The sequence below is a fragment of the Brucella pecoris genome (assembly GCF_006376675.1).
Taxonomy (GTDB): domain Bacteria; phylum Pseudomonadota; class Alphaproteobacteria; order Rhizobiales; family Rhizobiaceae; genus Brucella; species Brucella pecoris.
Genome location: NZ_VEWK01000008.1, coordinates 54940 through 69342, shown reverse-complemented (window position 1 = coordinate 69342; position 14403 = coordinate 54940). Strand labels below are relative to the sequence as shown.

The window sequence follows — 14403 nt, the reverse complement described above, 5'->3', positions numbered from 1 at the left end:
TAGATCATGACCGATATTCCGGACAGAGCTGCTTTCGCCCATGTCACTGACTGGGTGTTCGACCTCGACAACACGCTCTACCCGCACGCCGCCAATCTGTTCTCGCAGATCGACGTGAAGATGACGAGCTATGTCGAGACCCTTCTGAAACTGCCGCGTGACGAAGCGCGCAAGATCCAGAAGCAGTTCTATCTGGAATATGGCACCACGCTGAAAGGTCTGATGGAGTGCCATCAGATCGATCCGGACGACTTTCTGAGACAAGTCCATGATATCGACTATACGTGGCTGGCGCCCGATCCGGCGCTCGGACAGGCAATCAAGGCGCTGCCGGGCCGTCGCTTCATCTTCACCAATGGTGATCGCAGTCATGCCGAACGTGCCGCCAGCCAGCTCGGAATCCTTGATGATTTCGACGATATCTTCGACATTGTAGCGGCAGGCCTGACACCGAAGCCGGAACGGGTCACCTATGACCGCTTCCTCGGTGCCTTCGGCGTCGATGCAGGCAAGGCAGTCATGTTCGAGGATCTGGCGCGCAATCTGGTCGTTCCCAAGGCTCTCGGCATGAAAACCGTGTTGATCGTGCCAAACAACTTTGAGCCTACATTTTCCGAAATATGGGAAAGCGATCCCGAGTTCACCGATCAGGTGGACTATGTGACCGATAACCTGACCCAGTTTCTGGAAACCATAATTGCAAACCGATAGGCATTTCACCGGCCTTGAACAGAAGATCGACGAGGCCGCCCACGGCCTTATCGACAACCTGCCCCGTCACCGGATCACCGATGCGCTGATCGAGTTTCTGGTCTTCGGCTTGAAACAGGCCTGGGCCTGCCTGTTCGGCGGCGCGATGCTGGCGCTCATCATCATGACCCGCTGGTTCTGGCCGGATGGCGGTGCCGGGTTCATCACGCGCTACGATTTCCTGTTCCTGTCAGCACTTGCGATCCAGCTTGCCATGCTGGTCTTCAAGCTGGAAGCATGGGAGGAAGCCAAGGTCATCGTCATCTTCCATATTGTCGGGACAGCGATGGAAGTGTTCAAGACCCATGCCGGTTCGTGGGTCTACCCGGAGGAGAATTTCTTTCGCATCGGCGGCGTGCCGCTGTTTTCCGGCTTCATGTATGCGGCTGTCGGCTCCTATATGGCGCGCATCAACCGCATCTTCGATATAAGGCTGAACCATTATCCGCCGCTCTGGATGACCGTCATTCTGGCCGCCGCAATCTATATCAATTTCTTCGCGCACCACTTCATCTGGGATATGCGCTGGCTGCTGTTCGCCGCGACCTTCGCCCTTTTCTGGCGCACGACCATGCATTACCGCGTCTTCCGCCTTCGACACAAAATGCCGCTGCTGATCGCCTTCCTGCTGACCGCGCTCTTCATCTGGATTGCCGAGAACATCGGTACATGGTCGAAAGCCTGGCTTTATCCGAACCAGCGCAATGGCTGGGAGCTGGTATCAATGAGCAAGCTCGGCTCGTGGTATCTCCTGATGATTATCTCGGTCGTGCTGGTGACACTCGTTCACCGCCCTCGGCCTTATCAAGCAGAAGAAGAGCCGCAAAAAGAAACGCCCGACCATTTGGCCGGGCGTATCGAACAGAATGTCGGAAGCGATCAGAGCTTATAAAAATCTTTGATCTGGCCCCAGGCTTCGTCGGCAGTTTCGACAAAGTTAAGAAGCTCGATATCGGCAGGCGAAATCGTGCCCTGCTCGGCCAGAAACTCGATATTGATCGCCTTGGTCCAGAATTCCTTTCCGAACAGGATCAACGGCATCCGCTCCATACGGTTGGTCTGGATCAGCGTCATTGCCTCGAAAAGCTCATCCATCGTTCCAAAACCACCGGGGAAGACGCAGATCGCCTTGGCCCGCATCAGGAAGTGCATCTTGCGGATCGCGAAATAATGGAAGTTGAAGCAAAGGTCTGGCGTGACATAGACGTTGGGCGCCTGTTCGTGCGGCAGCACAATGTTGAGCCCGATCGTCGGGGCACCGACATCGGCCGCACCGCGATTACCGGCTTCCATGACGCCAGGGCCACCACCCGTCACCACGATGAACTCGCGATAATAGGTCGTCGCGGAATATTCGGAGCAAAGTCGCGCGAATTTGCGCGCTTCCTCGTAATAATGCGCATTGGCTTCGAGGTTCTTCTTCTGAACCTCGTTCTTGGCTGCCCATGCTTCGCCGCCCGGCTCCGGAATGCGCGCACCGCCAAACATGACGACAGTGGACTTGATGCCCCGGTCAGCCAGAATCATTTCAGGTTTCAGCAGCTCAAGCTGCAGCCGGATCGGCCGCAGATCGCGCCGCGTCAGAAAATCATCGTCCGTGAAAGCAAGGCGATAGGCAGGGGCTTCGGTCTGCGGCGTCTGTGGTACGGTTCGCGCCTGCTTGACCGCTTCCTCTGAATTCGGGAACGGCGTCCAGCCGGACTTCTCCATCGGGTTCATGCTCTCACCTGCTCTTTCATTATCGCCATTCAACGCATAACAGCATCCATTCTGGCGCTAAATGCTTAATCTGTCTCAAACGTGGCACTGCAATCGGATCACGAACAACATTGACCCTCATGGCGCCTTCGCTTAATCAATTTCCCAGCAAACGGGCCGGACTTGTCCGCGCCTGCCATCCGCCGCCCCTCCATGGAGATCGCACCCTATGACCAAGCCAGACCTCGCCTCCCTTGAGAAGACAATCGACAAGGCTTTTGACGAGCGCGACGGTATCAACACGGCCACGCGCGGCGAAGTGCGCGAAGCCGTCGAACAATCACTCATTCTGCTCGATCGCGGTGAAGCCCGTGTCGCAGAAAAACAGGCGGACGGCAACTGGCATGTCAACCAATGGCTGAAGAAAGCGGTTCTGCTCTCCTTCCGTCTCAACCCGATGGAAGTCATCAAGGGCGGCCCCGGCCAGTCATCCTGGTGGGACAAGGTGCCCTCGAAATTCGACGGCTGGACCGCCAATGAGTTCGAAAAGGCCGGCTTCCGCGCCGTGCCGAACTGCATCGTGCGCCACTCGGCCTATATTGCGCCCAACGCGATCCTGATGCCGTCCTTCGTCAATCTCGGTGCCTATGTCGATGAAGGCACGATGGTCGACACCTGGGCAACTGTCGGCTCCTGCGCACAGATCGGCAAGAACGTTCATCTTTCCGGAGGCGTCGGCATCGGTGGCGTTCTGGAACCGATGCAGGCCGGTCCAACCATCATCGAGGACAATTGTTTCATCGGCGCCCGTTCGGAAGTCGTTGAAGGCTGCATCGTGCGCGAAGGCTCGGTCCTCGGCATGGGTGTTTTCATCGGCAAGTCTACCAAGATCGTGGATCGCGCAACCGGTGAAGTCTTCTATGGCGAAGTGCCGCCCTATTCGGTTGTCGTTGCCGGCACCATGCCGGGCAAGAACGTTCCCGGTGAAAATTGGGGCCCAAGCCTCTATTGCGCCGTCATCGTCAAGCGTGTGGACGAAAAGACCCGCTCCAAGACCTCCATCAACGAATTGCTGCGCGATTGACCGACAATTCAACGTGCTGAAAACAAAAGGCGACGCTTTTGGCGTCGCCTTTTTCATTTGAGACTTGTCGCCCCTTCGGATGGCGCAACGCCTCTGATCCGGGCAATCCGGGGAGACGTTGACGCCATCCTCCGGGGAGATTCCTAATATCTGGCCTTGGAGCAGTTTCGGCAAAAATACGAACCGCTTTGGGGCCATCCCGCATATCCCATGCGTGAGGGGGAGGAACGCATGGGATATGCTGTGGACTATCCGCTATCAGAACAAATTAGTTCTGGTAGCTGGATGGGGAGGCGTCGCCGAAGCGATGAGCCGAACCGTCCTGATTAACCGGCGCAGACTGACGAATAGCAGCCGGAGCCGTGTAGTCGAGGTTGCTGCGGGTCGAAGCGACCGGGGTTTCGCCGGGAAGAACGAAAGCCTTGTCCTGGGCAGCCATTGCAGGCGGCTCACCAACATACGGGTTTTCAGCATAGGCAGCACCGGCGCTAAGAGCGACAGCAAGAGCGGCGAGAGCAAACTTCTTCATTTCTTTATTCCTTTTCTCCATAGCGTCCCCGAAATCGGTGCTTCACCGACTAGACCTCGAGACCACGTCTCAAGTTTGCCGGGGACATTCGGTTGACTGGGCCTTCGTGGCCCGCCCTAAGGTGTCCGGCACATCTGGGAGGAAATGCCCCGACACCATCGGGAATACATGCAATGCGGATATTTCATTCATGCCCGGTCCAGATGAACCGGAGAGGCTAAAAGTCCGAACGGACTTTTAGTTCTGGTAAGAGGAAGGCGATGCATCACCGAAGCGGTGAGCCGAGCCATCCTGATAAACCGTTGCCTTGTTGATCGAGGCAGGAGCCGTATAGTCGACGCTCTGCGTTGCAACCGGCGTGCGGTCATTTGCATAAAGATCGGCAGGTTCGCCGACATGTGGGTTTTCAGCAAAGGCAGCACCGGCGCTAAGAGCAAGGGCAGCGGCAGCAAGAACAATCTTCTTCATTTTCCTATCTCCTTGGAAAGTGGAGCGGCGTTTTGTTCGTCGTTCCGATGCTGCTGAAATGGGTGACAGTGGGTAAAAGTTCCAGTCACGAAAATGTTTTCTTAATCACACATTCGTGCCCTCAATATTTTGGGAAACGATAATGATGATTTAAAAAATTCAGCGATAACAATTGTTTACTTGATATACCAGCGATCACATGACTGTTACAAAGGCATCTTTGTTCAAAAAGCGCGAACAGTCTGTCCCAATATATTGTCCAATAAGAGTGAACAATGGCACGATTTTTCGCGAAATTGGCATTGTAGAAACGGAACCAGCATCGTCGAAATGACACCCTGATTTGCTGCTGACATCAATCAGCCGGCCAAATCAGCCCATGCTGCAAAGAAAAAGCCGCATCGAGATGCGGCTTTATAAAGCTTTACAAAATGACCAGCCAGCCTTCAATCGAACGCCGTGACCCTGTCAGTTGTTTGCGACCGCGACCGAACGCCCGGCGATGGAAACCCACTGGCCGGAATTGGCGGGCGACTGCATCTTGATATAACGATAAGAGGTTTTCTCGACCGGCAACACTTCATCGCGCAGATTGTCGAGAATATAATCGCCGTGATCGGTACGCGCCGTCAGAACGACGTGCGCCTCGCTGCCCTGCACCATGGTGATGAGAAGTTGCGACGGGCTGATGCCGCGCGCCATCAACTGGGCGCGTTTCATCAAAACATAGTCCTCGCAATCACCCTTGCCGTTGACGGGCATGGTCCAGTGATCGCGCTTGCCATAATTATCCTGATCGGAAACAGGCTTGATGCGATGATTGACGGAACTGCTGACCGATTGCAGCAGCTTGGCGCGCTGCGGGGTCATCTTCATCGGCGGCAACACGCGATGCGCGCCGCAATCGCGCCGATTGCGATCGCAGTATTCCTTGTGTCCGTAAGGAATGCTTGTTAGCCCGCCTGCTTCACTCCATTGCGCGGCCTTGGCCGGTATTGTCGTCGCCCCGAAGAGCACCATCATGCCTGCTATCGCAGAAGTGACAAAACGCATGCGCAGTTTCCCATTTTAAAGAGTCCCCGTTGACCGGCCCTTTGCGGGTCTCGTTATCAACTTTTTTTTAACTAACGATGACAGGGGGCCTCCGGTCAAGGAAATTTCGTTCCCAAATTGAAACCGCTTGAGAAAAACAAGTGAAAGGCGAAAAATGCATCCTGCGCGCAACCGCCGGATTATTGTTTCATCCGGTGATATCTATCTGTTTATTTCAACGCGTATCTTGTTCCGAAAACCGCTTCGCACTTTTCGGGATGCAGTTTGTTTCTCACGCGCATCTTAATCCGAAAACCGCTTCGCACTTTTCGGGATGCGCGATAATCTTGTCACCAAACGATTCCCTTTTCAGAAGTTCCGATCTCATGAGTTTAGCTGTCAATCCCGCCGACAACCTTGCCGCCCTGATCCGCTGCCCATCCGTGACGCCTGCCGAAGGCGGCGCGCTGACGGCGCTGGAGGCAATGCTGAAGCCGATGGGATTCTCGGTTGAACGGCCCCTCTTCCGCGACGAAGGCACACCGGATATCGAGAATCTCTATGCGCGCAAATCCGGCAACGGCCCGCATCTCATGTTCGCAGGACATACCGATGTCGTCCCTCCCGGCAACGAAGCCGATTGGAAACACCCGCCCTTCTCCGCCGCAATCGAGAACGGCGTGATGTACGGCCGCGGTGCTGTGGACATGAAGGGCGGCGTCGCCTGTTTCGTGGCCGCAGTCGCCCGTCACATCGAAAAACACGGCAGTATCAAGGGCAGCGTTTCCTTCCTCATCACCGGAGACGAGGAAGGCCCGGCCATCAATGGCACGGTCAAGCTGCTCGACTGGGCGAGGCAACGCGGCGAAAGCTGGGACGCATCGATTGTCGGCGAACCGACCAATCCCAATGCGCTCGGCGACATGATCAAGATCGGGCGGCGGGGCTCACTCTCTGGCACGATCACCGTCCACGGTGTACAGGGCCATGCCGCCTATCCGCATCTGGCCGAGAACCCGGTGCGCGGCATCACCACGCTGGTCGACAGTCTGCTTTACCCCGCCTTTGATGAAGGCACAGCCGATTTCCAGGCCAGCAATCTGGAAGTCACCACCATCGACGTTGGCAACAAGGCCACCAATGTCATTGCAAACAAGGCGACAGCCTCGTTCAACATCCGCTTCAACGACACATGGACGGCAGAGACCTTGCAGGCCGAGATTGTCGCGCGCCTGGAAAAAGCCGCTCGCGACAATCGCCTTCGTCCGGCTCGCGACACGCCGATCAATTATGAACTCACCTGGCGCGAACATCCGAGCCACGTGTTCCTGACCTGTGACGAAAAACTGATCGGCACGTTGACGGCCTCCGTCGAAGCGGTAACGGGCAAGCGCCCGGAACTGTCGACTTCGGGCGGCACATCCGATGCCCGTTTCATCAAGGATTACTGTCCGGTGGTCGAGTTCGGCCTTGTCGGACAGACCATGCATATGGTCGACGAGCGCGTGACCCTTGCCGACCTCGAAGGCCTGACACAGATTTATGAACGCTTCATCGCCGATTTCTTTGGGTAACGCATAATCCCGAAAAGTCGCATGACTTTTCCGCCAGGATTACGCGAAAATTGGGAATCTCATGCCAAGCCTGGATGATATTTTCAGATATTTCTGGGGCGTCTGGAAAATGATGCTCGGGCGCAAGGAAGGACTGGGCTATCTCGACATTTCCGCCGAGGGTTTCTGGTCGTCCTTTTTTGCGATAGCAATTGCGCTCCCCCCCATGTTCGCGAACTGGGTGTCCTATGCTGCGAATCTCACGGCTGGCCGTGACGAGACAGGCCTGCGCTTCGCCATCGTCACCCGCGCTGCGGTGGTTGAGATAGCGGCGTGGATTATTCCGCTCGTTATTATCGGCCTTCTCGCCAAGCGGATTGGCATTGCCAAACGTTATGCGGCCTTCGTGATTGCGACCAACTGGGGCAGCGCCCTGATTTCGTGGATCTTCGCACCGATCACGTTGCTGCAATTGTTCTTTCCCGGACAGCTTGATATCACGACATTGTTCGCCATCATCATGTTCGGCATATCCATCGTGCTGGGTTACCGGCTGACTTTCGTCGCGCTGCAGCGCCCGCATGCCTATACGGCGCCATTCTTCGCTTGCACCGTCTTCGGTTCGCTGTTCTTGACCGTCCTGCTGCAGCAATTGTTCGGGATCGGCTTCGACGCCCGCGCTTATTGAGCCAAGATGGCTCGGATGCCTCGATCTTAGAACGGAAACGCGTAGTCCACCCCGACCAGATAGAGCCCATAGGGCGGGGCAACCTGCCCGCAGGCCTTGCGATCTCTGGCTTCCAAAGCGGACTGCAGATCATCCGCCGTCCAGCGACCAACGCCCACTTCCATCAGGCTGCCTGCAAAGGAACGCACCTGGTTGTGCAGGAAGGACCGCGCCGAAACGCGCATTTCTATCATGTCACCATTGCGGGTGACATCGAGCCGGTCGAGCGTCTTGACCGGGCTCTTGGCCTGGCATTGCGTGGCGCGGAACGTCGTAAAGTCGTGCTCGCCCAGAAGCCGCTTCGCCGCTTCATGCATCGCTTCAGCATCAAGCCGCTTCTGTACCCACCACGCGCGCTGATAATCGATGGCCAGAGGCGCACGGCGATTATGGATACGGTAGAGATAATGCCGCGCACGCGCAGAAAAGCGCGCATCGAATGAGTCCGTTGTCTTCTCGACATTCAGAATGCTGACGCGCTCATCCGCCATGACCAGATGCGCATTGACCGCATCGCGCACCTTGCCTGCATCCCAATCTTTGGTGAGATCGACATGGACCACCTGTGCGGTTGCATGCACGCCCGCATCGGTGCGGCCTGCCGCGCTCAGCGTCAGGTCCTCGCCGCAGAACTTCTTGAAAGCCAGTTCGATGGCATTCTGCACCGCATGGCCATTTTCCTGCCGCTGCCAGCCGACATAGGGCGTGCCGTCATATTCGACAGTGAGCTTGTAGCGCGGCACCGCTTACAGAACCTTCGTGACGCGCTGCCCACGCAGAAATTCTTGCGCAGGCAATGGCTTGCCACCGGAGCGCTGCAGCGTGACGAGCCGCACGGCACCCCCGCCGCAGGCAACCGTCAGGCGATCATCCAGCACCGTACCCGGCTCGCCCTTGCCCTCACCCAGCGTTGAGCGCTGAAGCTTCACGCGCTCGACAGTGCCGTTGATTTCCATCTCGCACCAGGCACCCGGAAAAGGCGACAGTCCGCGAATGGTGTTGTGCACATCCTTTGCAGGCTTCGACCAGTCGATGCGTGCCTCGGCCTTGTCGATCTTGGCGGCATAGGTGACGCCTTCCTCTGCCTGTGGCTGCAAGGCAAGGCTTTCACGCTCCAGCGCACCCAGCGCGCGGATCATCAGGTCGGCACCGATCATGCTCAGACGATCATGCAGTTCGCCTGCCGTCATGTCAGGCGTGATCGCAACCTTTTCCGCCATGGCAACGGGACCGGTATCGAGCCCTGCATCCATCTTCATGATCATCATGCCGGTTTCCGCATCGCCCGCCATGATGGCGCGCTGAATCGGAGCAGCACCGCGCCAGCGCGGCAGCAGCGAGGCATGGCCGTTATAACAACCCAGACGCGGCGCATCCAGAATGGCCTGCGGCAGCAGCAGACCATAAGCAACGACAATCGCAACATCGGCCTCGAGGCTTGCGAAAACGTCCTGCTCTTCCGCGCCCTTGAGGCTCTTCGGCGTGAACACCGGAATGCCGAACTGTTCGGCCTTTTCGTGCACCGGCGACTTGGTCAGCTCCAGCCCGCGACGGCCAGCCGGACGCGGCGGCTGCGTATAGACGGCAACAACCTCATAACCGTGACCGATGATGGCGGTGAGGATCGGCACGGAAAATTCCGGCGTCCCCATGAAAACGACACGCATTAAAGCACTTTCTTCGATGCTCGCTGGCTGGCGAGCTTCTTGAACTTCTTGATGACCATATCGCGCTTCAGCTTGGAAATATGATCGATGAAGAGCACGCCGTTCAGATGGTCGATCTCATGCTGCAGACAAGTGGCCATCAGTCCGTCGGCTTCAATCGTATGTGGCTTGCCGTCAGCATCGAAGTAATTGACCTTGATGGCGGCTGGCCGTTCCACTTCGGCATAATAATCCGGGATCGAAAGGCAGCCTTCCTCATAGGTGCTGGCTTCATCCGTTACGCCGATGATCTCGGGATTGATGAAGACGTGCGGCGCTTTCGGTTCACCTTCCTTGGCAAGGTCGATGACGAGCAAACGGATCGGTTCGCCCACCTGAATGGCGGCAAGACCAATGCCCGGCGCATCATACATGGTGTCGAACATATCGCCGGCAAATTTGCGCAACTGATCGTCAAAGCGCTCCACCGGCTTGGAAACCTGGCGCAGGACGGGATCGGGAAGGATGACAAGCGGTTTTACAGACATGGGCTTTCACGTAATGGCTCACGCGAGAATCGTCAATTACACTTTGCAAAATGTTCTCGTTTTGATCTCATCAAGACGATACGAATCAGCTAAGCTCTCTTCATGGAAAACCAGAATCTTCTGAATGAGCCGCTTCTGCAGCTCGGTGCCACATCCTTCACGCTGGGGAATATCCTGCTGGCGGGTATCGTCGTGCTGGTGCTGTGTCTTGCCATTTTTCTGATCGCGGCGACGCGCTCTGCCCGGCTTCGCGCGGTTGCGGAAGCGCAGGCCGAGGACCGTGCCCGCGACGCGGAATATCGCATGGCGGAAATCCTGAAGGCGCAGGCCGAGATGCAGGGCCGGATGCAGACCATGGCGGAAGTGTTCGGCTCGCGGCAGGCGGAACTCAACCAGTCGATCCGCGAACGGCTCGACGGCATGACGCATCGCATCGGCCAGACCATGACCGAACAGACCCGCTCGACGCATGAAAATCTCGCCAAATTGCAGGAGCGCCTCGCGGTCATCGACACCGCGCAGAACAACATCCAGTCGCTGGCCGGACAGGTGGTGCAGTTGCAGGCGATCCTCGCCAACAAGCAGACGCGCGGCGCTTTCGGCCAATCGCGAATGGAAGCAATCATTGCCGATGGCCTGCCGCAGGGCGCTTACGAGTTTCAGGCAACGCTTTCCAACAGCACTCGTCCCGATTGCCTCGTGCGCATGCCCAACAATGCGCCCTCGCTGGTGATCGATGCGAAATTCCCGCTCGAAGCATGGAACACCATGCGCGAGACAGAACAACCCGAAGCCAGAAAATCAGCCGCCGCACAGTTCCGCCGCGATATGGAAATCCATATCAAGGATGTCTCCGACAAATATCTGATCCCCGGCGAAACACAGGACACTGCCTTCCTGTTCGTGCCGTCGGAGTCGATCTTCGCCGATATTCACGAGCATTTCGAAGCACTGATCCAGCGTGCGCACCGGGCACGGGTGGTCATCGTCTCACCCTCGCTGCTGATGCTCTCCATTCAGGTTATTCAGGCGATCCTGAAAGACGCCCGCATGCGCGAGCAGGCACATGTCATTCAGGGCGAAGTGATCCGGCTGATGGAAGATGTGGGGCGTCTTGATGAGCGTGTGCGCAAGCTGCAAACCCATTTCGTGCAGGCCAACAAGGATATTGACGATATTCTTGTGTCTTCCAGCAAAGTCACGAAGCGCGGCGCGAAGATCGAGGCGCTGGAATTCGGCCCGCTCCCTGCTGAGGAAGCATCCCGCCCGCAAGCGCGGCAGACGGAAAGCGCCCCGACCCAAATGCGCTTGCGCGTGGTGGATGAGGATTGACCATGCTTCTGCTTCCCTCGTCCTTCGATCCTTCGAGACGGTGCTTCGCACCTCCTCAGGATGAGGGAAACGCGTATCCGCTTTCGTTCAGAAAATCAGTGCCCTTCTTAATCGTCTGCATTGATGTTTAACGTCGTTGGCGGCACATCATCGAGCTTGCCGCCGTCCTCATCCTGAGGTGCGGAGCGAAGCGTAGCCTCGAAGGATCAGTGGTAAGAAACCGCTCACGAATTGGCTGGCCTGTCCGAATGACCGAGATCGCGTTCCGGCCAGACCAGATCACGGACGCGTTGCTTTAACACCTTGGCTTCCGGAAAGCCGCCATCGCGCTTGCGTTCCCAGATCAGCTCTTCAGTTCCGTCCGGCATTTGAACACGGATTTCAAAGACCCCGCCGGTCCCCGGACGCAACGCCACTTCGCCTAAGTCCTGCCCGAATGTCTGCAACAGTTCCTGCGCCATCCATGCCGCCCGCAACAGCCAATTGCATTGGGTACAGTAGGTGATGGAAATGCGGGATTTTGCGGACACTGATTCCAACTTTCTGAACGTCGGCGATCTCAAGAAGATCATCGCAACTTGTTAGACAGACGAGCTTGGCGCAAAATCTAGCTTCCAAAGACGCGCGGGGGCAAGTCATGGAAGTAACAGTCTACATTCTGCGTTGCGCAGACGGTTCATATTACACCGGTCTCACCAAGCAGAGCATCGAAGCCCGATTGTGGGAGCATAACGAAGGGATTTATGAAAGCTATGCGAAGAAGCGGCGTCCCGTCGAACTTGTTTTCACAGAAACATATGACCGGATTATCGATGCCATCGCGCGCGAACGGCAGATCAAAGGATGGTCGCGGGCAAAGAAAGAAGCATTGATTGCGCTGAACTATGAAAGCCTGCCGGAACTTGCGAAACGAAGATAGTCCTGTATCGCGCGCGACGTCGCCCCCTCATCCTGAGGTGCGGAGCAAAGCGTAGCCTCGAAGGATGAGGGAAAGAGCGTAGCGCCCTCTTTCAACATTGTTGCACAATGGAAAAAGGGCACCGAAGTGCCCCTGAAACAACCTTGGAATCAATCATCGCCCATCTTGAGTGCCTGAATAAAGGCCTCTTGTGGGATTTCCACCTTGCCGAACTGGCGCATACGCTTCTTGCCTTCCTTCTGCTTGTCCAGAAGTTTGCGCTTACGCGAAATATCGCCGCCATAACACTTGGCCGTCACGTCCTTGCGCAATGCCGAGATCGTCTCGCGCGCCACGATGCGGCCGCCGATTGCCGCCTGAATCGGGATCTTGAACATGTGCTGTGGGATCAGCTCTTTCAGCTTTTCGCAAAGCACACGACCACGCTTTTCAGCCGCCGAGCGGTGGACCAGCATCGAAAGCGCATCGACCGGCTCTTCGTTGACAAGGATCGACATCTTGACCAGATCGCCTTCGCGGTAATCTGAAAGATTGTAGTCAAACGAGGCATAGCCCTTCGAGATCGACTTCAGACGGTCGTAGAAATCGAAAACGACTTCGTTGAGCGGAAGATCATAGGTGATCATCGCACGCGGGCCGACATAGGTCAGATCGATCTGGAGGCCGCGGCGCTCCTGACAAAGCTTCATGATGGCGCCGAGATAATCATCGGGCGTCATGATGGTTGCGCGAATCCAAGGCTCTTCAATTGCAGTGATCTTTACCACATCCGGCATATCAGCCGGATTGTGCAGTTCTTTCTGCGAACCGTCCTGCATATTCAGGCGATAGACAACCGAAGGCGCGGTCGTAATGAGATCGAGATCGAACTCGCGCTCAAGGCGCTCCTGAATGATTTCAAGATGCAGAAGCCCGAGGAAGCCGCAGCGGAAACCGAAACCAAGCGCCGCAGAGGTTTCCATTTCAAACGAGAACGACGCATCGTTGAGGCGCAGTTTGCCCATGGCAGAGCGCAGATCTTCGAAATCCGCCGCATCAACCGGGAACAGGCCGCAGAACACCACCGGCTGTGCAGGCTTGAAGCCCGGCAGCATTTTTTCGGTGGGGCGGCGATCTTCGGTGATCGTGTCACCAACGCGGGTATCGGCCACTTCCTTGATCGAAGCGGTAATAAAGCCAAGCTCACCGGGACCGAGTTCATCCATCTGAACCATCTTCGGCGTGAACACGCCGGTGCGTTCAACAGGATATTTCGCACCCGTGCCCATCATGCGGATGGTCTGGCCCTTCTTGAGCACACCGTCGATGACGCGCACCAGAACGATGACGCCGAGATAGGAATCGTACCAGCTATCGACCAGCATGGCCTTGAGCGGCGCATTGCGGTCGCCTTCCTTCGGCGCGGGCAACTGCGTGACGATGGCTTCCAGTACATCTTCGATGCCGATGCCGGTCTTGGCAGATATATGCACGGCCTGCGCCGCATCGATGCCGATGACTTCCTCGATCTGCTGCTTGACGCGCTCTGGCTCGGCAGCGGGGAGATCGATCTTGTTCAGCACGACCACGATTTCATGGTTGTTGTCGATGGCCTGATAGACATTGGCCAGCGTCTGCGCTTCCACGCCCTGGGAAGCGTCCACCACGAGAAGCGAACCTTCACATGCGGCCAGCGAACGCGAGACTTCATAGGCGAAGTCGACGTGACCGGGCGTGTCGATCAGGTTCAGCACATAATCTTCGCCGTTCTTCGCCTTGTAATTGAGACGGACGGTCTGCGCCTTGATGGTGATGCCGCGTTCGCGCTCGATATCCATCGAGTCGAGAACCTGATCCTTCATCTCGCGCGTATCCAGCCCGCCCGTCAATTGAATGAGGCGGTCAGCCAGCGTCGATTTGCCATGATCGATATGGGCGACGATCGAAAAATTGCGAATATGGTCAAGTGGTGTGCTCATGCGCGCGATTTAACAGCAAGCAGCAAAATCTCAAAGCTCTATTGCGCGTTAAACATGGGAAAAAGCCCCGCTATCATGATCGTGACAACAAGTCCCCTTTGCCTTGTGGCAAAAAGGCGATAAATCACCGGCAATACAGACGCATCGCGACCACTGTTC

Annotated in this window: 16 protein-coding genes; 7 read left to right on the top strand and 9 right to left on the bottom strand. The window is 56.6% G+C overall.

Annotated elements, in window-relative coordinates; all coding sequences use genetic code 11:
* The first annotated feature begins 6 nt into the window (after nucleotides 1–6).
* Together FIB18_RS15305 and FIB18_RS15300 are read left to right on the top strand one after the other, a co-directional pair.
* Nucleotides 7–711 carry a pyrimidine 5'-nucleotidase gene (locus tag FIB18_RS15305; RefSeq protein ID WP_140021527.1) on the top strand — a complete coding sequence of 235 codons (705 nt, stop codon included), beginning with the start codon at nucleotides 7–9 and terminating at the stop codon, nucleotides 709–711.
* Nucleotides 698–1642, top strand: a complete 945-nt coding sequence (locus FIB18_RS15300) for a DUF817 domain-containing protein (protein WP_140021526.1) — start codon at nucleotides 698–700, stop codon at nucleotides 1640–1642. Before FIB18_RS15305 ends, FIB18_RS15300 begins: the two co-directional genes overlap by 14 nt.
* Here FIB18_RS15300 and FIB18_RS15295 read toward each other — a convergent pair.
* The gene (locus FIB18_RS15295; protein WP_140021525.1) at nucleotides 1630–2469 is read right to left on the bottom strand and encodes an LOG family protein; all 840 of its coding nucleotides are present in this window, start codon (nucleotides 2467–2469) and stop codon (nucleotides 1630–1632) included. The genes FIB18_RS15300 and FIB18_RS15295 overlap by 13 nt on opposite strands.
* 208 nt (nucleotides 2470–2677) lie before the next feature.
* On the opposite strand from FIB18_RS15295, the gene dapD reads away from it, so the two are divergent.
* Nucleotides 2678–3532 (top strand): 2,3,4,5-tetrahydropyridine-2,6-dicarboxylate N-succinyltransferase, encoded by an 855-nt coding sequence (gene dapD / locus FIB18_RS15290; RefSeq protein WP_140021524.1) that lies wholly within the window; start codon nucleotides 2678–2680, stop codon nucleotides 3530–3532.
* Between the two features lie 268 nt (nucleotides 3533–3800).
* On the opposite strand, the gene FIB18_RS15285 is transcribed toward dapD, so the two are convergent.
* The 3 genes from FIB18_RS15285 to FIB18_RS15275 all read right to left on the bottom strand — a co-directional run bounded on the left by FIB18_RS15285 (nucleotide 3801) and on the right by FIB18_RS15275 (nucleotide 5549).
* Nucleotides 3801–4061, bottom strand: coding sequence for a hypothetical protein (locus tag FIB18_RS15285; RefSeq protein WP_140021523.1), 261 nt, complete (start codon nucleotides 4059–4061; stop codon nucleotides 3801–3803).
* A gap of 237 nt (nucleotides 4062–4298) precedes the next feature.
* Complete coding sequence (locus FIB18_RS15280) at nucleotides 4299–4529, bottom strand: hypothetical protein (RefSeq protein WP_140021522.1); 231 nt, start codon at nucleotides 4527–4529, stop codon at nucleotides 4299–4301.
* 468 nt (nucleotides 4530–4997) lie between these two features.
* Complete coding sequence (locus tag FIB18_RS15275) at nucleotides 4998–5549, bottom strand: transglutaminase-like cysteine peptidase (RefSeq protein WP_140021663.1); 552 nt, start codon at nucleotides 5547–5549, stop codon at nucleotides 4998–5000.
* 398 nt (nucleotides 5550–5947) lie between these two features.
* Between FIB18_RS15275 and dapE the strand changes: the two genes are divergently transcribed.
* Nucleotides 5948–7135, top strand: a complete 1188-nt coding sequence (gene dapE / locus FIB18_RS15270; protein WP_140021521.1) for a succinyl-diaminopimelate desuccinylase — start codon at nucleotides 5948–5950, stop codon at nucleotides 7133–7135.
* 61 nt (nucleotides 7136–7196) lie between these two features.
* Nucleotides 7197–7802 carry a hypothetical protein gene (locus FIB18_RS15265; protein ID WP_140021520.1) on the top strand — a complete coding sequence of 202 codons (606 nt, stop codon included), beginning with the start codon at nucleotides 7197–7199 and terminating at the stop codon, nucleotides 7800–7802.
* A gap of 26 nt (nucleotides 7803–7828) precedes the next feature.
* On the opposite strand, the gene truA is transcribed toward FIB18_RS15265, so the two are convergent.
* The 3 genes from truA to def are packed head-to-tail and all read right to left on the bottom strand — an operon-like array spanning nucleotide 7829 to nucleotide 10035.
* A complete protein-coding gene (gene truA / locus FIB18_RS15260) occupies nucleotides 7829–8584 on the bottom strand; it encodes a tRNA pseudouridine(38-40) synthase TruA (protein ID WP_140021519.1) in 756 nt (251 codons plus the stop codon).
* Nucleotides 8585–8587: 3 nt separating this feature from the next.
* Nucleotides 8588–9508 carry a methionyl-tRNA formyltransferase gene (gene fmt, locus FIB18_RS15255; RefSeq protein WP_140021518.1) on the bottom strand — a complete coding sequence of 307 codons (921 nt, stop codon included), beginning with the start codon at nucleotides 9506–9508 and terminating at the stop codon, nucleotides 8588–8590.
* Complete coding sequence (gene def / locus FIB18_RS15250; RefSeq protein ID WP_140021517.1) at nucleotides 9508–10035, bottom strand: peptide deformylase; 528 nt, start codon at nucleotides 10033–10035, stop codon at nucleotides 9508–9510. The genes fmt and def overlap by 1 nt, the downstream gene beginning before the upstream one ends.
* Before the next feature lie 102 nt (nucleotides 10036–10137).
* Here def and FIB18_RS15245 point away from each other — a divergent pair, with 102 nt between their 5' ends.
* Nucleotides 10138–11367 carry a DNA recombination protein RmuC gene (locus FIB18_RS15245; RefSeq protein ID WP_140021516.1) on the top strand — a complete coding sequence of 410 codons (1230 nt, stop codon included), beginning with the start codon at nucleotides 10138–10140 and terminating at the stop codon, nucleotides 11365–11367.
* Between the two features lie 224 nt (nucleotides 11368–11591).
* Here FIB18_RS15245 and FIB18_RS15240 read toward each other — a convergent pair whose 3' ends face one another.
* Nucleotides 11592–11897 (bottom strand): SelT/SelW/SelH family protein, encoded by a 306-nt coding sequence (locus tag FIB18_RS15240; protein ID WP_140021515.1) that lies wholly within the window; start codon nucleotides 11895–11897, stop codon nucleotides 11592–11594.
* Nucleotides 11898–12004: 107 nt separating this feature from the next.
* Between FIB18_RS15240 and FIB18_RS15235 the strand changes: the two genes are divergently transcribed.
* Nucleotides 12005–12286: a GIY-YIG nuclease family protein gene (locus tag FIB18_RS15235; RefSeq protein ID WP_140021514.1), complete on the top strand. Its 282-nt coding sequence runs from the start codon at nucleotides 12005–12007 to the stop codon at nucleotides 12284–12286.
* A gap of 149 nt (nucleotides 12287–12435) precedes the next feature.
* Here the strand turns inward: FIB18_RS15235 and lepA are convergent, their stop codons facing one another.
* A complete protein-coding gene (gene lepA, locus FIB18_RS15230) occupies nucleotides 12436–14244 on the bottom strand; it encodes a translation elongation factor 4 (RefSeq protein ID WP_140021513.1) in 1809 nt (602 codons plus the stop codon).
* Nucleotides 14245–14403: the final 159 nt, after the last annotated feature.